The 18,685-nt window shown below is 56.4% G+C and carries 14 protein-coding genes, 1 tRNA gene and 1 pseudogene; 11 read left to right on the top strand and 5 right to left on the bottom strand.

What is annotated here, in order from left to right:
• The first annotated feature begins 108 nt into the window (after nt 1-108).
• On the top strand, nt 109-1,605 hold the full coding sequence (locus tag RB602_RS09730) for a M48 family metalloprotease (RefSeq protein WP_317080365.1): 1,497 nt from the start codon (nt 109-111) through the stop codon (nt 1,603-1,605).
• 158 nt (nt 1,606-1,763) lie between these two features.
• On the opposite strand, the pseudogene RB602_RS09725 reads toward RB602_RS09730, so the two are convergent.
• Nucleotides 1,764-1,919: pseudogene (locus tag RB602_RS09725) on the bottom strand (Flp family type IVb pilin); the annotation flags it as partial.
• Nucleotides 1,920-2,056: 137 nt separating this feature from the next.
• On the bottom strand, nt 2,057-2,242 hold the full coding sequence (locus tag RB602_RS09720; protein ID WP_317080363.1) for a Flp family type IVb pilin: 186 nt from the start codon (nt 2,240-2,242) through the stop codon (nt 2,057-2,059).
• 86 nt (nt 2,243-2,328) lie between these two features.
• Here RB602_RS09720 and RB602_RS09715 point away from each other — a divergent pair, with 86 nt between their 5' ends.
• Nucleotides 2,329-2,730: a (deoxy)nucleoside triphosphate pyrophosphohydrolase gene (locus tag RB602_RS09715; RefSeq protein ID WP_317080362.1), complete on the top strand. Its 402-nt coding sequence runs from the start codon at nt 2,329-2,331 to the stop codon at nt 2,728-2,730.
• 80 nt (nt 2,731-2,810) lie between these two features.
• Nucleotides 2,811-2,887: transfer RNA gene (locus RB602_RS09710), tRNA-Arg, on the top strand.
• Between the two features lie 13 nt (nt 2,888-2,900).
• Here the strand turns inward: RB602_RS09710 and RB602_RS09705 are convergent.
• Together RB602_RS09705 and RB602_RS09700 are read right to left on the bottom strand one after the other, a co-directional pair.
• The gene (locus tag RB602_RS09705; RefSeq protein WP_317080361.1) at nt 2,901-3,308 is read right to left on the bottom strand and encodes a host attachment family protein; all 408 of its coding nucleotides are present in this window, start codon (nt 3,306-3,308) and stop codon (nt 2,901-2,903) included.
• A gap of 125 nt (nt 3,309-3,433) precedes the next feature.
• The gene (locus RB602_RS09700) at nt 3,434-4,654 is read right to left on the bottom strand and encodes a bifunctional alpha/beta hydrolase/OsmC family protein (RefSeq protein ID WP_317080360.1); all 1,221 of its coding nucleotides are present in this window, start codon (nt 4,652-4,654) and stop codon (nt 3,434-3,436) included.
• A 98-nt stretch (nt 4,655-4,752) separates the two neighbouring features.
• Here RB602_RS09700 and folE point away from each other — a divergent pair, with 98 nt between their 5' ends.
• Nucleotides 4,753-5,373, top strand: coding sequence for a GTP cyclohydrolase I FolE (folE, locus tag RB602_RS09695; protein WP_406568348.1), 621 nt, complete (start codon nt 4,753-4,755; stop codon nt 5,371-5,373).
• A gap of 71 nt (nt 5,374-5,444) precedes the next feature.
• Here the strand turns inward: folE and RB602_RS09690 are convergent, their stop codons facing one another.
• The gene (locus tag RB602_RS09690) at nt 5,445-5,921 is read right to left on the bottom strand and encodes a peroxiredoxin (RefSeq protein WP_317080359.1); all 477 of its coding nucleotides are present in this window, start codon (nt 5,919-5,921) and stop codon (nt 5,445-5,447) included.
• Between the two features lie 229 nt (nt 5,922-6,150).
• Here RB602_RS09690 and ahcY point away from each other — a divergent pair, with 229 nt between their 5' ends.
• From ahcY to addA, 7 genes are all read left to right on the top strand, one after another.
• Complete coding sequence (ahcY, locus tag RB602_RS09685) at nt 6,151-7,563, top strand: adenosylhomocysteinase (protein WP_317080358.1); 1,413 nt, start codon at nt 6,151-6,153, stop codon at nt 7,561-7,563.
• Between the two features lie 150 nt (nt 7,564-7,713).
• Nucleotides 7,714-10,074, top strand: a complete 2,361-nt coding sequence (locus tag RB602_RS09680; protein ID WP_317080357.1) for a PAS domain-containing sensor histidine kinase — start codon at nt 7,714-7,716, stop codon at nt 10,072-10,074.
• Nucleotides 10,071-10,520, top strand: a complete 450-nt coding sequence (tsaE, locus tag RB602_RS09675; RefSeq protein ID WP_317080356.1) for a tRNA (adenosine(37)-N6)-threonylcarbamoyltransferase complex ATPase subunit type 1 TsaE — start codon at nt 10,071-10,073, stop codon at nt 10,518-10,520. Before RB602_RS09680 ends, tsaE begins: the two co-directional genes overlap by 4 nt.
• Nucleotides 10,507-11,514 (top strand): aminoglycoside phosphotransferase family protein, encoded by a 1,008-nt coding sequence (locus RB602_RS09670; protein ID WP_406568347.1) that lies wholly within the window; start codon nt 10,507-10,509, stop codon nt 11,512-11,514. Before tsaE ends, RB602_RS09670 begins: the two co-directional genes overlap by 14 nt.
• Nucleotides 11,511-12,242: a nucleotidyltransferase family protein gene (locus RB602_RS09665; protein ID WP_317080355.1), complete on the top strand. Its 732-nt coding sequence runs from the start codon at nt 11,511-11,513 to the stop codon at nt 12,240-12,242. The genes RB602_RS09670 and RB602_RS09665 overlap by 4 nt, the downstream gene beginning before the upstream one ends.
• Entirely contained in the window at nt 12,235-15,243 is a 3,009-nt protein-coding gene (addB, locus tag RB602_RS09660; protein ID WP_317080354.1) for a double-strand break repair protein AddB, read from the top strand. Before RB602_RS09665 ends, addB begins: the two co-directional genes overlap by 8 nt.
• Nucleotides 15,240-18,668 (top strand): double-strand break repair helicase AddA, encoded by a 3,429-nt coding sequence (addA, locus tag RB602_RS09655; protein ID WP_317080353.1) that lies wholly within the window; start codon nt 15,240-15,242, stop codon nt 18,666-18,668. The genes addB and addA overlap by 4 nt, the downstream gene beginning before the upstream one ends.
• Nucleotides 18,669-18,685: the final 17 nt, after the last annotated feature.

The following is an 18,685-nucleotide window of genomic DNA, read 5'->3' as shown; positions in this document are numbered from 1 at the left end:
GTTTACAGCCTGCATTCTTTTCTTACAGGTTGAAATCGGGTAGTTAACGTAAGGTAAAACTTGCGCGGTACATGTGCGCCAAGCGTAATAGTCAGCAGGAGGAATATCATGGCCAAAAGGCTATTGACCAGTGCCGTTGCAGTCTCGGCGTTGCTTATCGGCTGTTCGACACCGGGCAGCGTCGGCGGTGTCTCTTCGGCCAATGCAGCGCAAAATGAGGTGCGCTATCTTACCGATGAGGAAAAGAAGATTGGCCGCGAGGCGCATCCGCAACTGATGCAGGAATTTGGTGGCGCTTATGATTCGCCGCAAGCCGCCTATGTTGAGCGTATTGGCAAGGACATTGCCTCCTATTCTGGCCTCGGCAACGCCCGTGAAGAGTTCACAGTTACCCTGCTCAATTCACCGGTAAATAACGCTTTTGCGGTGCCCGGCGGTTATATCTATATCACCCGCCAGCTTATGGCCTTGATGAACGACGAGGCAGAGCTCGCAGGCGTGCTCGGTCATGAAGTTGGCCATATTGATGCGCGCCACTCACAACGGCGGCAGCGCGCTGCCAAGCGCAACAATATTCTGGGCGTTTTGGGACAAATTGGCTCGGCGATCTTGCTCGGAGATTCTGCCTTTGGACGCCTTGGTCAGGAATTGTTTGGCAGAGGTTCACAACTGCTGACGCTCAGCTATTCACGAGGGCAGGAGCATGAAGCGGACGATCTTGGTGTTCTGTACCTTGATCGCGCCGGCTATGACACCCAGGCGGTTTCCACCATGCTGTACTCGCTCGCGCTGCAAAATGCGTTGGAGAAACGGGCGCGCGGTCAAACCGGTCGTTCGGTTCCGAGCTGGGCCAGCACCCATCCCGACTCCGCGAAGCGTGTGCGTCGTTCTGCGAAAAAAGCGGCCAAGACCGAGCATAGCGGAACGGGTAAGCGCAACCGGGAGGCGTTCTTGCAGCAGCTTGACGGATTGCTCTACGGCGATGATCCAGAACAGGGCGTGGTGCAGGGCAATCGCTTTGTCCATCCGACACTGGGCTTCGCGTTCAATACGCCCAATGGCTATAGCGTCAATAACGGTTCCCGAGCGGTTACCGTGCAAGGGCAGGGCGGTCAGGCGCAGTTTTCTCTCGCGCCGTATAGCAATGACCTGAACGCCTATGTGCGGAGCGTTTTTGATGCTTTGGCAAAGGACAACAACCGCTTGCCCTATGGCGAAATCGGGCGGACGACGATCAATGGTATGCCCATGGCATTTTCCACCGCGCGCGTGAATAATGGTCGCCAGACAGTCGATGTTTCGGTCTATGCCTATGAATATTCTTCTGATCGGGCCTATCACTTTGTCACAATCACGCCTGCCGGACGCAACAATCCTTTTGGCCAGATGATTGGTAGTTTCGCCAAGGTCAGCGGTGATGAGGCATCGAGCGTCCGTGCCAAGCGGATTGATGTGATCACTGTTGGGCAAGGGGATACGGTGGCCAGCCTTGCTGCGAAAATGCCGTTCGACAATTATCAGGAAGAGCGTTTTCGCACGCTGAATGGTCTGGCTAATGATGCCCGATTAACGCCGGGCCAGAAGGTGAAAACGGTTACCTTTTGAGCAAAGGTGATTATCGCACAAAAAAAGGGGCGGCCCAGGAGCCGCCCCTTCCTCTTCTGGTTATGCTGTGAAGGCAATTAGCCGCCAGAGGTGGTGCCGCCAGAGGTGGTGCCGCCAGAGGTGGTGCCACCGCCAGAGGTGGTGCCGCCATTACCAGCCATTTGGTCATTGACCTGGGTGAAGGTAGAGGTCAGCGTGCCGCCAAGAGTGGACATAGCGCCCATTGCAGCAACAGCGATCAGAGCAGCGATCAGACCATATTCAATGGCAGTAGCGCCCTTCTTGTCAGCAAATACTTTACGTACGATAGTCATTATAGGTCTCCTAGGTTACACTTATTACCCGACTTGTCCTTCAATATCCCTTTGGGATTTCAGGACGAGCACATGTTGGGATAGTTTGCAGTTATTGAAAAAGAATTAACGAGGGACAGATTTTATTATAGCGGTGATCACTCTTCTTGGGCGCTGGCGCTGACAACACTGTCTTCTACATGATCCCACATGCCACTGGTTGTGTCTGCGACATTAGCAATGGCAACCATAGCGCTGACAGCAATCAGTCCGACAACAAGGCCATATTCGATCGCGGTCGCGCCCTTGCGCGAATACCATAATTGCGAAACTATCTGTATCACCTTGCGCTCCCGTCTATAAAACTGCGCTTCCCGACGGCGCTATTTTGCCGATAGACTTTAACAAAAGGTTGAAGATGGCCGAAAACATGGAAAAAAAACTGACAATCCGCTTTGTCGTCGCGCTGGCGATGCGCCGTGATGATGGGTGCTATCTTCTGCAAAAGCGACCAGAGGGAACGTCTATGGCTGGCTTGTGGGAATTCCCGGGGGGAAAGGTGGAGGCGGGCGAAAGTCCTGAGCACGCCCTGACCCGAGAGATTAGCGAAGAGCTTGGTGTGACGATCAATCCGTCTCAATGCTTGCCACTTATCTTTGCCAGCGAGCCGCTGGAGGGCAAACATCTCATCCTTTTGCTCTATCAGACCGATAGTTGGAGCGGTGACCCTGAAGCATTGCACGCCGAAGAACTGCGCTGGATCAAGCCGGAAGATATGCACAATCTGCCCATGCCGCCCGCTGATGCGCCCTTTATCGATCAGCTGAAATAGCCTGCTTGCAAAAAAGCGGTTGCCAAGTCCGGCAGGCCTGACTAAGAGCCGAGGCCCGCCAACATGGTGGTATCAAACACGCACCCGTAGCTCAGCTGGATAGAGTACCTGACTACGAATCAGGGGGTCGGAGGTTCGAATCCTTCCGGGTGCGCCATTTTCCTGACAGTTTAGTTACTCTGGATCGACCGTTCGATGTCTTTGATCGATGAGTTGGTCAGCGTCTTGGCCATTTCCAGCACGATCTTGTCGGTCACTTCCTTGTGCAGCAATGGGCGGATTTCACCGAGGCTGTCCGGGTCTGCTGCGAGGACGAGATGGTTGTAATCACCCTTTTGTTCCATGGCATAGAGATGGTGCGCCAGTTGCTTGGAGAAGGTAGCCTCATCGGTTTCCTTGGGCGACGAACTAGGCACATGGCCGCCTGAAGGACCTTCAGAGAGCAGGTCTTTCGGTGTCAGAGTGCCCTCGGCACGCAGCTTGAGTGCATTATCCTCACCCACATTGCGGTAAAGCTTGGCCTCGGCGCCTGTAGCAACGACGACAAGGCAATTGGCGGGGATGGTAGAGCTTGGCATGATGTTTCCTTCTATGGTGAATTCTGGTCTTAAGCTTCGTCGATAAGGTCTGCTGCAATCGACCGCAATTGATAAGCTGCCTGTATAGTGATTACTTATCGTCGGCGAAGCGCACTCCCTATAATTCATCCAACCAGCTTGGTTTTGATAATCGGATCTGCCTCGAGAGTTCTGTGCACCGGGCATTTATCGGCAATCTCCAATAACCGCGCGCGTTGGGCCTCATCCAGATCGCCGGTGAATTTCAGGTCGCGCTCAATTATCTCAATCCGAGGGCGACCTTCGCCCGCCTCCTGACAATCTTCGCTATGGCAGCGCTTGTGCCGTACGGTGACGCTGACATGTTCGAGCGGGATTTTCTCGCGCTTGGCGACCATTTGAATCGTCATGGTGGTGCAGCTACCGAGACCGGCCAATAGCAGGTCATAGGGCGTTGGCCCCAAATTGCTGCCGCCAAAGCTCACAGGTTCGTCCGCGATGAAACTATGCGCGCCTGCGGTTACGCGTTGGCTGAACTTGCCGCCGGCGCTTTCAACCATCACTTCGCCTTCTGCTGCGTCTTGCTCGGTTTCCTCTTCTTTGGTGTTTTCAGGGATATGCGGCGCAGCCCATGCGGCTATCATGGCTGCGACATAGCGTGCCTGCGCCGCATCGGTAAGCAAATGATCGGCATCGGGCAGAGAGACAAAGCTCTTCGGATGCTTTGCCGCCTCATAAATCTGGCGCGCCTGATCAATGCCGACAATGGCATCGGTAGGCGAATGCAGCACCAACAGAGCCTTATGCAGCTTGGCCAGACGGGTGGCCTGATCCTGACCCTGCGCATTTTCGACAAAGGCGCGATTCACATGAAACGGCCTGCCGCCAATGGCGACTTCGCCTTCGCCATCCTGCTGAATGCGCGCTACTGCATCGCCGAGCTGGCCAAGGACATGATCGACGGCAAAAGGAGCGCCAAGGGTGATAACTGCTTTTGCATTGGGAATCTGCTCGGCTGCGGCAATCACGGCTGCGCCACCAAGGCTGTGGCCGATCAGCAGGGCGGGGGCTTCAAACTCTGCGTCGAGATAGTCCGCAGCAGCAACAATGTCGGCAACATTGGCAGAAAAATGGCTATCGGCAAATTCGCCCTCGCTGCGGCCCAGGCCGGTAAAGTCAAAGCGCAAAGTGGCGATACCCATCGCGCCTAGAGCTTCCGATATCCGTCGTGCGCCATGGCTGGCCTGGGTGCAGGTGAAGCAATGCGCAAACAGGGCATAACCGCGCACCTTTTCTGTAGCTGGAAGCTCCAAAGTGCCTGATAATTTTATATCTTTTGCATTGGTGAAATGAACTTTCTGGCTCATTGCGCGTTATCCTTACTCTATCCCAAGATGGCGCTGATGCTTGCAGCTTTTCCCGCCACTTCCTATCTTAGAGACAAGTTGAGAGACAGGACTATTTCATGAATGATATGGACATTGATTTGCCAGCCAATGGCAATCCCTATGCCGCGCCCAAGCCGCCGGTACCTGAGGATGTGCAGGAGGCCATTCGCACGCTTCTGCGTTGGGCCGGAGATGATCCAGAGCGCGAGGGACTGGTCGATACGCCCAAGCGTGTCGCTCGTGCATGGCGCGAATATTGTCAGGGCTATGCCGAAGACCCCTCGGTGCACCTCTCCCGCACCTTTGAAGAGGTTGGCGGTTATGATGAGGTCGTGTTGCTGAAAGACATTCCGTTCCAGTCACATTGTGAGCACCATATGGCACCGATTATCGGCAAGGCAGCGATCGCCTATATGCCGCGTGATAGGGTTGTCGGCATTTCCAAGCTTGCCCGAGTTCTGCACGGCTATGCTCGACGTTTGCAGGTGCAGGAGCGGCTCACTGCGGAAGTGGCGCAATGCATCTGGGATCATCTCAACCCGCATGGCGTTGCTGTCGTGATAGAGGCCAGCCATAGCTGTATGACCGCGCGCGGTGTACGCACTCCCGGTGTTACCATGAGCACCAGCCGTTTGCTGGGTTGCTTCCTCGACGATCATCGCAGCCGCGATGAGGTGATGAAGCTGATGGGATATTAAGCTGCTCGCAGCATAAGCAAAAGGCCCGGAGCATCACCGCTCCGGGCCTTTTTCGTTTCTAAGCGTGTGGCTTAAAGCGCTTCCAGAAGATGCTCTGCCGAGCTGACGCGGAAATCACCGGGGGCCTCTACGAAAAGCTTCTCGACCACGCCATCATTGACCAGCATAGAGAAGCGCTGGCCGCGCTTGCCCATGCCAAAGCCGCTTCCATCCATGGTAAGGTCCATGGCGGTAACAAAATCGCCATTGCCGTCGGCCAGCATGGTGACATCAGCCGAACCGGCGGCCTGGTTCCATGCACCCATAACAAAGGCATCGTTGACCGCGGTGCAGGCAATTTCATCAATGCCCTTGGCGCGCAGTTCGTCGGCTTTTTCGACAAATCCCGGGAGATGTTGGGCCGAGCAGGTCGGGGTAAAGGCACCCGGTACGGAAAAAAGGGCCACTTTCTTGCCCGCGAAGTACTCTGTGCTGCTCACCTGTTCCGGGCCGCTCTCGGCGACCTTGGTAAGCTTTGCTTCGGGCAGCTTCTGACCTTCTTCTATCATCTTATATCTCCTGAAAACAGTGTGGGGATTGGGTTATTCTGTGTTCCGCTATGTTGTCTAGCTGGGGCGTGAGTGCAAGCCCTGATTGCGCCTGAACCGGATTGATAATCTTTGCAGGCAAAACATCATATAAAGGAATCTTTATATTTGCTTGTCGCCACAAGGACGGCTAAAGGCAGGCGCAATCGGGACAGCCGTTCCCGCCCATCACTCAAGTGGAGATTGAAACATGACCAAGCTGGATCATGGCGCAGACTTTATCATTCGCGATTTGTCCGAAGCCGATTTTGGCCGCAAGGAAATCGAAATTGCCGAAACCGAAATGCCGGGCCTGATGGCGCTGCGCGAGGAATATGGTGCAGAGCAGCCACTGAAAGGTGCGAAGATCACCGGTTCGCTGCATATGACGATCCAGACCGCTGTGCTGATCGAAACGCTGGTCGCTCTGGGCGGTGAAGTACGCTGGGCCTCCTGCAACATCTACTCGACTCAGGATCATGCCGCTGCTGCCATTGCTTCGCAGGGCATTCCGGTTTTTGCTGTCAAGGGCGAGACGCTGGAAGAATATTGGGACTATATTGATCGCATCTTCGATTGGGGTGCGGAAAATGGCGAAACCTGCAACATGATCCTCGACGATGGTGGCGATGCGACCATGTATGCGCTTTGGGGCGCACGGGTTGAGGCCGGTGAAGAGCTGTTCACCCCGACCAATGAGGAAGAAGAAGCCTTTGTTGCGACGCTGAAGCGCCGTCTGGAAAAATCGCCGGGCTATCTTACCAAGACGGTTGAAGCCATTCGCGGCGTTTCGGAAGAGACCACAACCGGCGTTAATCGCCTTTATCAGCTGGCGAAGCAGGGCAAGCTGCCTTTCCCGGCGATCAACGTCAATGACAGCGTCACCAAGTCGAAATTCGACAATAAATATGGCTGTAAGGAATCGCTGGTCGACGGCATCCGCCGCGGCACCGACGTTATGATGGCCGGTAAAGTGGCCGTTGTCTGCGGCTATGGCGATGTGGGCAAGGGTTCTGCGGCATCACTGCGCGGCGCAGGTGCGCGTGTTGTTGTGACCGAGATTGACCCGATCTGCGCACTGCAGGCGGCTATGGACGGTTTCTCCGTGATGACGCTGGAAGAAGCGGCACCGCAGGCTGACATCTTTGTCACTACGACCGGTAACAAGGATGTTATCACCATCGACCATATGCGTTCGATGAAGGATATGGCGATTGTCGGCAATATCGGCCATTTCGATAATGAAATTCAGGTCGGTGCGCTCTCCAACATGAAATGGACCGAGATCAAGCCGCAGGTCGACATGGTTGAATTTCCTGATGGCAAGCGGATGATCCTGCTCTCAAAAGGCCGTCTGCTGAACCTCGGCAACGCAACCGGCCACCCAAGCTTTGTGATGTCCGCCAGCTTCACCAACCAGGTACTGGCGCAGATCGAACTGTGGCAGCGTCATGAGCAATATGACAATCAGGTCTATGTTCTGCCCAAGCATCTCGACGAGAAGGTGGCTCGCCTGCATCTCGACAAGCTCGGCGTCAAGCTGACCCAGCTCAGCGATGATCAGGCCAGCTATATCGGCGTTGATCAGCAAGGACCGTTCAAGAGCGACGAATATCGCTACTGATTGGTTAGTTCAAAACCAGATCAAAAAGGCTCGCCCCACAAAGGGCGGGCCTTTTTTGATTCAGGAAATCTGGAAGAGACAAGCGCATTTCTGTGGCTTCAACAGCTAACAGACTTCCAGAATGGCATTTACCTCCATATAGAACCGCAGATGACCGTCTCTTCCACTGCCCTGATAGGTCTGATCGCGCTTTTTGCCCTGTGGTTTGTTGCTGCGGGATGGGCGGTTTTGACCGGATTGTCTATGCGATCTCAGGCGCGGACCTTGCAGCGCCGATCCAAGCGTCTGACGCGGTTACTCGATGAATCCCCGACACAGCCATTGCTGGTCCGTTCCGACGGTCGTTTGGAGGGTAGTGAACGCCTTGGCCGCTGGTTCGGTCTGGACGCATTGCCCGCTTATTTTTCTGAATTGCTCGATGAAGGCGCGCAAGGGCAGGGTATTAAAGACGATGACCATAAAGCACTGGATGAAGCGATCCGCGCTACACAACGCAGCGGCAGCGGCTTTTCGCTTGAGGTGCGCGTAGCGAGGTCGAGTCGGCGGTTGCTGATAAAGGGTCAGCTGTCAGACCCTGCGACGATGCCCGGCAACGCGGCATTGCTGTGGATTTATGACGCCACGGCGAGTCAGGAGCAGATAGAGCAGCTTGGCCATGACGCCGATGAGGCGCGCCGGGCGTTTCAGGCACTGTCAGGCCTGATTGAAGCGGCGCCCATGCCGATGTGGTATCGCACGTCAGATCTCAAGCTGACACTGGTCAACAGCGCCTATGTTCGTGCGGTGGGCCATAGCGAGGCGGACGCGGTAATCGCGCAGGCTATTGAGCTGGTCGAGCCGCTTGATGGCCGCAGCGCTCAGGCATTCGCTGCCGATGCCGCCGAGTCTGGTGAAATACAAAGGCGTACTGTCTCTGCAACGGTCGATGGCGGCAGGCGGACATTGGAAATTGTCGACGTGCCCATCGGCAATAATGGCATTGCAGGCTATGCGATTGACGTGCAGGATTTGCAATCTGCGCGCAATGCTCTGCACCGTTTTCGCGAGGCGCAACGCGATATGCTCGACAGCCTGTCCGCAGGCGTAGTCCAATTCAACGCTGATCGCTCCCTTATCTTTAGCAACCAGTCATTCCAGCGACTATTCGCTATCCGTCAGCAATGGATTGCCGACGATATTGAGTTTGACCGGCTGCTTGACCGCATGCGCGAGGGCGGCAAGTTGCCAGAAACCCGTGATTTCCCGGCTTGGCGCCTCGAGCGGAGGCAATGGTTTCACAATGCCGATGCAAGCGAGGAAAACTGGCTGCTGGGTGATGGCACCCATTTGCGGGTGATTGCGCAGCCCATGCCCGATGGCGGGCTGGTGCTGTTCTTTGAAGATCGCAGCAAGGAGGTTGAACTGGCCTCTGCGCGCGATACGCTTTTGCGGGTGCGCACCGCGATGTTCGACAATTTGTTCGAGGCGCTGGCGGTGTTTGCGCCCGACGGAAAGCTGCATCTATGGAACCGGCGTTTTGGTGAAAGCTGGCAGGTAGAGGAAGAGATTCTCGCCGCTCATCCGCGCGTTGATGAGTTGCTGAAAGTGTTGGCCAAGCGGCTGAAACGCCCAGCACGCATATCCGAGGTTCGTGATGTGATCCGTTCGGCTAGTGTAGAACGCAAGCAAAAGGCGGGTCGGCTTCGCCTCACCAATGACCGGCATTTTGAATATGCTGCGATACCGCTACCCGATGGCAACGTACTTTTCACCATGTTGGACATTTCGGACAGCCAGAATATTGAAAGTGCGCTTCGTGAACGCAATGAGGCGCTGGTCAGTGCTGAACGTATCAAGTCCGAATTCCTTGCCAATATGTCCTATGAATTCAGGACACCCTTGACCTCCATTGGCGGCTTTGCCGAGATGCTGGCGCAAGGCCTGGCAGGTCCATTGACATCGGATGCAGAGGAATATGTCGACGCGATCCTCAAATCGGTGGAGCGTCTCAGTAAGCAGATCAACACCGTCCTTGATCTAAGCCAGAGTGAGGCCGGTACACTGCCACTGTCGCTCCAATCGGTGCCTATTAAGACTTTCCTTGCCGATATGCTCGCCGAACGTGAGGCGCGGATTGAGCATCATGGCCATCATGTCGCGGTTACCATTGCGCATGATGCCGGCGATGTCGCAATTGACCGGCAACGCATGGCGCAGGCTATCGGCCATGTATTGGACAACAGCATTGAGCATATTGGCGATAGGGGTCGGATCGTGATTGATGCCCGCCGTCAAGCACAGGCGTTGCGGTTGATCTTGTCCGATGACGGTCCGGGCATGGTTGCGTCTTTGGTAGCGTCGATCAATGATGGTATTGCTGCCTCGACCGACGCAAAAGAGGGTGACAGCAAAGGCCGCACAGCATTGGGTCTTGCTCTGGCACGTGAAATTGTGCTGGCGCATGGCGGCCAGTTTGAACTCGCCTCCCAGCTTGACGTTGGCACCATGGTAACGATTGTCCTGCCGCAATGATCCGATTTGCCGATGAACAGGCTATGCGCGATTGGGCAGCGCAACTAGCCACGAAGCTGCATATTGGTGACTCCATTGGTCTCAGCGGCCCATTGGGTGCTGGCAAGACGAGCATGGCGCGCGCGATGATACAAGCCTTGGGTTATGGAGGGGAAGTGGCGAGCCCGTCCTTCGCGATTGTGCACCATTATGATCCACCAGAAGTGCGCTTGCCGTTGCTGCATTGCGACTTCTATCGGCTTGAAGATCCGGCAGAGGCTGACGAACTGGGCTTGGAAGACCAGAGCGATGACGCGGTGATTATCGCTGAATGGCCCGAAATGGCGGGGGGTATGTCCGGTCCCAACCATCTTGCCATCACGATAGCGGTTGACGATCAGGAATTGCGTTCGATAACGCTGGACGCCGGAGAGACATGGAAAGAACGATTGCGTGAGTACGAATAATCAGACGCAGATGATTGACGATTTTCTGGCGATTGCCGGTTGGGGAGGGGCCAAAGTGTCAGCGATTCCGGGGGATGCCTCCTTTCGCCGCTATTATCGGGTGGATCATAAGGCCCCGGAAAATGGTCTGGGCCAGGCTATGCTGATGGTTGCTCCGCCGCCTGAAGAGGATGTGAAGCCTTTCCTGCATGTTGCCGAGTATCTCGGTCGCAATGGCCTGCGCGCGCCGGAAATCTTTGCTGCCGATGCCGAAGCGGGACTGGTGCTGCTGGAGGATTTTGGCACCGATCGCATGCGCGAGGCTGTGGATGATATGGCTACCGAGGATGAGGCTGCCATATATCGCAAGGCGGTGAAGACACTGACATCACTGCACCGCCAGACGCTGCCGAGCTTGCCGCCTTATGACCAAAAGGTTTACCAGCGTGAGGCGGAGTTATTCTGTGAATGGTATTGTCCGGCACAAGGTCTGGAAATTGACCAGCAGAGCTTTTCTGCCGCTCTGGATAAGGCACTTGAACCGGTTCTGGCCGCACAGGATCGCCCGGTTGTGGTTCTGCGCGATTATCACGCGGAAAACATCATGTTGCTGGAGGAAGACAAGCAGGGCCTGCTTGATTTTCAGGACGCGCTGCTCGGTCATCCTGCCTATGATCTGGTATCGCTATTGCAGGATGCGCGGCGCGATGTTTCCGAGGAATTAGAACAGGAAATGTGTGATTATTTCGTCTCGCGTACACGGGCTTCTGACCGGTTTCTGAGCGATTACGCGTTATTGGGCGCGCAGCGTAATCTCAAAATTATTGGCATTTTCACCCGTCTTATGAAGCGCGATGGTAAAGACCGCTATCTCGATTATATCCCTCGCGTCTGGCGCTATCTGGAGCGCGATCTGGCGCATCCGGCTTGCGCGCCGCTGGCCGAATGGTTCGCTGCCAATATCCCCGATGATTATCGTCAGGGCGAAGGTCTGATTGACAGGTTGAAAGCATGAGCGGAGCCGTGCCCTTGGCCAGCGATACCGCGATGATCATGGCCGCCGGCTATGGCAAGCGGATGCGGCCATTGACGACAACACGGCCCAAACCGCTGGTTTCGGTGGCGGGCAAGCCGCTGATTGATCATGTGTTTGGCAAGCTATGGGATGCAGGGATTACCCGTTCCGTGGTCAATGTGCACTATCTCGCGGATACGCTCGAAGCGCATCTTGATGTCATGTCGCTGCCAATGGAGGTGAAAATCTCCGATGAGCGTGACCTGTTGCTGGAAACCGGCGGCGGCATGGTCAAGGCATTGCCGCTGATCGAGCGCGACCCGTTTTTCTGTATCAACAGCGATAATATCTGGCTCGATGGTCCGCGCGATGTGTTCACCGAGCTCAGCAATTTCTGGGATGCGGACCGCATGGATGCGCTGTTGCTGGTGGTGCCGCACAAGCGCGCTTCGCAGCATAAGGGCATGGGTGACTTTCATATGGACGGCCATGGTCGCCTGAGCTGGCGCAAACCACGCCGCATTGCGCCCTATATCTATACCGGCATCCAGATTGTCTCGCACCGCTTGTTGCGTGATGCCCCGGAAGGACCGTTCTCCACACGGATATTGTGGGAGAGGGCAGTAGAAGAGGGTCGCCTGTTCGGTGCCATCCATGAAGGGTTGTGGTGTGATGTCGGCACGCCCGGTGCCATCGCCCCGACGGAAGATTTGCTGCAATATGGCTGACCGCGCGCAGCCATCAATCTACACCATATTGCCGCATCGCGGCTTTGCTGATGCCCTCGCGACCGGTCTGGTCAACCGCTATAAAAACCGCGCCGATGGTCTGGCTTCGGTCACATTATTGCTTCCTAATCAGCGTGCCCGCCGTTCCATGATGGACGCCTTTGTTAGGCAGTCCGATAGCGGGCTGTTGCTGCCCAAAATGGTCGCGATTGGCGATATGGAACTTGGAGAATCGGTCGGCGCTGCGCTCGATCCGGTAGGGCAGGACGATATTCCCGCCGCCATGGACCCGCTGCATCGGCAATTTGTGTTGGCGGGCCTGATCCGCGACTATCAGGGGCGAGAAAAGCGAGAGATCAGTCTCGCCGAGAGTTTTCGTCTGGCACGGCAATTTGCCGTCATGCTCGACCAGCTTGCGGTGGAAGAGCATGATTTTGCAGCACTGTCGGTCATGGCCGAGGATCAGCGTGCAGAGCTGGCGACGCACTGGCAGGTGACGCTTGATCTGGTGAACCATGTTGCGCAGCAATGGCAGGATTATCTGACACAGCTTCAAAGGCTGGATGCGGCTTCCCGACGCAATCTGTTATTCGCACAGGCGGCTGAATCCATCCGCAATCGCACATCGGGAGATATTATCGCCGCTGGTATTGCGACACCTGCACCTGCGGTGGCGCGGCTGTTGCGCGCGGTGGCCTTTGCGGATGGTGGCAGTGTTATTCTACCGGGGCTCGACCTCAATCTGGATGAGGATATCTGGCAAGACCTCATGCCGCCTAAGTCAGATGATGACGCTTTGGATGACAATGAGGCGGCACATCAGATCAATCACCCGCAATATCATATGCGGCTGCTGCTCGAGCGGATGAGCATTCGCCGAGATGAGGTGCGCAACTGGCATCGATCGGGCGAAGCAGCCTCTGCGCCCGTCATAAGTAGGACGATCAGCAATATCTTCCTGCCCGCCCGGCACAGTGGACGCTGGCGCGATCTGGAGAGTGCCGAGCGGCGACTGCCCAATGTTCGGCTGATCGAATGCGATACCATTGGTGAAGAAGCCCAGACGATTGCGCTACTGGTGCGGCAGGCATTAGAGACGCCCGAAAAGCGTGTAGCAGTGGTGACACCCGACCGGGTATTGGCGCGCCGCGTTGCCAAGCATCTGGCGCGCTGGGATATTGTTGCCGATGACAGTGCTGGTCGCCCGCTGGGTGAAACACCTCCGGGCAGCCTGTTTCTCTCTATCGCCGAATGTCTGGCAAGCAGCTTTTCGCCGGTTGCCTTGCTCGATATGCTGAAACATCCGCTGGTGACCGGCGAGGACTTGCGCGGAGAATGGCTGACCAAGGTCCGGGCGCTAGACTTGGCTTTACGCGGCCCGAGAAATGGCCTTGGGCTTGAAGCAATTACCCGTCAGATCAATCGACACTTTGCTGATCGCGGCCAGCAGGACAGCAAGAAGGGAGAGACTGTTGCCGCGTTGTGGGAGCAGCTTCAGTCGAGTGATCTCGCACCACTGTCAGCCCTTTCGACCGCAAGTGATTATCCACTAACCCTATTGCTTGCCGCTGCGCGCGACTGTGCGGATCGATTAACACAATCGGCTATCTGGCAGGGGCAGGCGGGCAGGGCGCTGGCGGATGCGCTTTCCGCACTTGAGGGCGAGGCTGAGCAGGCTTCTCTGACCTGTGCAGCAGATGATATGCCGTTGCTGCTGCGCGGCTTCTTCAGCGAAAGCGCTATCCGTCCGGGCTATGGCCAGCATCCGCGCGTGGCGATATTGGGCTTGCTCGAAGCGCGATTGCAGCGGGCCGATCTGATGATCTGCGCCGGTTTGAATGCAGGCAAATGGCCGCAGCAAACACAACCCGATCCGTTCATCCCGCCGGTGCTGCGCCGCAAACTGAATATGCCGACTGCAGAGTACAGTAACGGCCTCAGCGCGCATGATCTGGCAGCCGCTTTGGGCGCACCGGAATGTGTGCTGACCCGCTCGGCGCGCGACGGTGAGGGTATCACTATTGCATCCCCGTTTTTGCGACGTTTGCAGGCGATGCTGGGGGATCGGCTACAGCGGGATACAGAGACGCTGGCCATAGCGCGCAATCTTGATCGACAATTGCCGCCGGTCAGGATTGGCACACCGGCCCCGGCTCCCTCCGCAGAGCGGCGACAGGTGACACTGGCCGCCACCGATCTTGACCGGCTGCGTGGCGCGCCCTTCGCCTTTTATGCTGGCAAGATTTTGCGACTGCGCTCGATAGATGCGCCTGATGCCAGACCGACGGCGGCATGGCGCGGCATTGCGGTGCATGCGATATTGGAAGACTGGGTCAAGCTGGACAATAGTGATCCCGCGCTGCTGTCGAAGCGTCTTGATCGCTTCTGGCAAGAACAGATCGATTTCCCGATCCTGCGCGCGGTCTGGCGTCCGCGTATCGATGCGGCGATGCAATGGATTGCTGATGAAACCGAGCGACTGCGTGCTGAAGGCCGTACCGTTCTCGCTGCCGAAGCAACCGGCCGGATCGATTATCATGATATTACGCTCAAAGGTACGGCGGATCGTATCGATCGCACTGCCGATAACGGCCTCATCATCATCGACTACAAGACCGGCCAGCCGCCCACAGCGCGGCAGGTGGAGACCGGCTATGCCATGCAATTGGGCGTGCTGTCACTGATCGCTGAATGCGGCGGTTTTGAGGGAATAACGGGACGGATTGAAAGCGTCGAATATTGGTCATTGGCGCGTAACAAGGCTGATGGATTTGGCTATCGCGACCAGCCATTGAAAGTGGGCAAGAAACGCTCCGGGCTGGCACCGGACGAGTTTATGCCCGAAATGGTCCGCTATATCGATGACGCGCTCGATCGCTGGATTTTCGGTGATGAGCCTTTCACTGCTGAAGTGAATCCCGACTATCCGGGCTTTAATGACTATGATGATCTCAGTCGTCTTGATGAATGGTATAGCAGAGGGCGGGAGAGCAGCGCGTGAGCGGTTCTGGTTCTCTCTTTTCACTGGTCGATGATCAGCGCGCGGCTGTGGTGCCGCAGGATACCATCTGGCTCAGCGCATCTGCGGGAACCGGTAAGACACAGGTGCTTACCTCGCGGGTTTTCCGACAGTTATTGACTCCCGGAGTACGCCCGGAAAACATCCTCTGCCTGACCTTTACCAAAGCAGCGGCTGCGGAAATGGCCGAGCGTATCAGTACCCAGCTGGCGAAATGGGTGCAGGCTGATGATACCGAGCTGGCCAAAGATTTAAGTGCGATCAACGCCGATATCGGCCCGAAAACCCTGGCGCGCGCACGGACATTATTTGCCGCTGTACTTGATGCACCAGGCGGCGGCATTGCGATCCAGACGATTCACAGCTTCTGCCAGTCGCTGCTCGCCAGCTTCCCGGTAGAGGCGGGCATAGCCCCCGGCTTTGCCGCGCTGGACGAAATGGAACGCAGCGAACTCACCGAAGATGCGCTGACCAATTTGCTTATCGATGCCGAGCAGGCGCGTGATGAGGGGCTGTTTGATACAGTCAAGGAACTGGCGCTATCGCTGGGTGAAGAGCGCTTTATGGCGTTTCTGCAACGCTGTGCGGCGCGGCCGGATTTATGGAAACATCCTGACAGACCCCTCGGCCCGATTATCCGGCGCGGGCTGGGGTTGGATGAAAATGACAGTTTGGAAAGTCTTGCGCAATCGCTGAGGCAAGGTGCTGTCTCAGATCACCTGCTTTCTGCAATGCATAGTGCTAACGCTGCATGGAACACCAAGACCGGGCAGGGGATTTGCGACACCATTATCCGCTGGCAGAGCGCTGATGGTGAGGCGCGTCTCGCCATGCTGGATGATCTGGCGCAATGTGTTCTGAAAAAGGACGGCGAGCCGCGCAAAATCAGTTCCGGCCAGCTCAAAGCTGACGGCAACTATGAATCCTATGCCTATGCGCTCATTGAAGAAATAAGCGCAGTTCTGGAGAAGCGCGCCCTTATTGCTCTGGCGGAACGCACAATCCCCGCATTGGAGCTGGGCCGCCGTTTCGGTTCCGCCTTTGACAGCCGCAAGCGCCGCGATGGTGTACTCGATTTTGACGATATGATCCGCAATGCCGCCGATCTGCTGCGCGACAGCAGCATGGCCGAATGGATACGCTACAAGCTCGACCGGCGTTTTGACCATATTCTCGTCGATGAATCGCAGGATACCAATGCGCTGCAATGGCAGATTGTCGCCGGACTGACCTCGGACTTCTTTGCTGGTGAAGGTGCTGCGCAGAAGCATCGCACCTTGTTTACCGTCGGGGATTTCAAACAGGCGATTTACAGCTTTCAGGGCACTAATCCGATCAATTATGAAGCCGCGAAGATCCGCTTTTCGCAAGTGATCAGCCAGTCTGAACGGCGGATGCAGCAATTGTCTCTGGCGCGCAGCTTCCGTTCGGCGCAGAAGATGCTGGACTTTGTCGATGCCTGTCTTGACCATCTTGGCGCAGAGGCCTTGCATCTGCCCGAGCCGTCTCCACCGCATAAGGGGCAGAATTTCCCAGGCAGCGTCACCCTATGGTCGGCCATAGGTGCGGATCAGGAGGATGCGGCCGATCTGGCTGTCGGCGATGATGTTGAGGGCTGGCTGTCCGAACCTGATCGGCAATTGGCGGACAATGTCGCCAATCAGGTGCGTGTCTGGCTGGATAGCGGGCTGCAGTTGAACAAAGGCAAGACCCCGCGCCGCGCAACGCCGGGCGACATCATGATCCTGCTGCGCAAACGTGGCGATCTGGCGCGGCTGATTGTTGCACGGCTTTATGCGCGCGGCATCCCGGTGGCTGGGATTGACCGGCTGCGTGTCGGCCAACCCCTGGCGGTGCGCGATATGTGCGCGGCGGCGCGCTTCACGCTGCAGCCGCATGATGATCTTAATCTCGCCAATCTGCTGGTGTCACCGCTGATAGGCTGGAACCATGAGCAGTTGGATAGAGCCGCGGACCGGCCTTTCGGTCTCTCGTTATGGCGACATCTTGGCCAGACTCTGGCTGAGGATGTCAGGGCATTGACGCAGCTTCACGCGCTGCTCGCCATGGCCGATTATGACACGCCCTATGGCTTTTTCGAGCAACTATTGAGCGGATCAATGCAGGGCAGGGCAAAGCTGATCGCGAGGCTTGGCCCGGAATGTCTTGACCCGCTCGACGAATTTTTGGCGATTGCACAGGGCTTTGAGCGCGATCATCACCCGACAATGCAGAACTTCCTGCACTGGTTTGAGGCATCGGATACCGAGATTAAACGTGAGGTGAAGGGCAGCGACGAAGTGCGGGTAATGACTGTGCACGGGGCGAAGGGCCTGCAAGCGCCGATTGTTATTCTTGCTGACAGCGCCACTGATCCCGATGCGTCGCCGACCAATGCTATTGATCTGAAGGTAAAGGATGAGTTTGGCGAACTGCTGACTTTACCCTTGCTACCTGTCCCAAAGGCGGAGCGTTTCGGGCCGGTTGCAGAGGCGTATCGGGAAGAGGAAGACCTAGCCAAAGCTGAGCATTGGCGGCTTGCCTATGTGGCGATGACGCGCGCGGAAGAGCGGCTGTATCTGGCGGGCACGGCCAATGGTCGCACCGGCATGGTGGCACCCGATAGCTGGCACGCTTTGGCAGCTGAGGTTATGGGCACACAGGACATAGTGCCTAAAGACGATGCGATCTGGGGACAGAATTGGCATTTTGGCGATCCTGAGCAGTTTATCCAAAGTACAGCCCAGAGCGGATCGACTGAGGTGATACATGCGGCCAGTAATCTGCTCGAATGGACAACACGTTCCGCACCAGAGGAAGCACGTCCACCGCGACCATTGGCGCCTTCATCTCTCGGTGAGGATGAATGGGCCTCACCGCCGATTGACACTCCGGCGATGCGTAAAGCGGCGGAACGCGGCAAATTACTACACTCACTGTTTGAAAGATTGCCGGAAATCGCGCCTGATAGTCGCGCTGAACGTGCCGGATCATGGCTTGCACGTCGCGCATCGGATTTCACCGATGCAGAGCGCGCAGATATGGTGGCTCTGGTTCTATCGATCCTAAACGCGCCGGAATTTGCACCGATATTCGGTCCCGGATCGCGCGCGGAGGTGCCTTTGGCGGTGCCGGTGGGCAGCCATGTTATCAGCGGTACGATTGATCGGTTGTTGATCGCGGATGACGCTATAACTGCGATTGATTTCAAAACCGGGCGCAACCCGCCGGAGAATGTGGACGCCATTCCCAAGGCCCATTTGCGGCAAATGGCGGCCTACCGGTTGGCACTGCAGCATATTTACCCGGAGCGTGATGTGCGTATCGGCCTGCTCTATACCGCGACCGCAAAAATGCTGTGGCTGGATGAAACCATCCTGTCTGACATCACGAAAGAATGGGTATAGGGCTTTCAAGCAAAGCT

Source organism: Parasphingorhabdus sp. SCSIO 66989 (assembly GCF_032852305.1).
In the GTDB taxonomy this organism is placed as follows: Bacteria; Pseudomonadota; Alphaproteobacteria; order Sphingomonadales; family Sphingomonadaceae; genus Alterisphingorhabdus; species Alterisphingorhabdus coralli.
The sequence above is the reverse complement of the archived record's forward strand: the minus strand, read 5'-3'. Positions and strand labels throughout refer to the sequence as shown.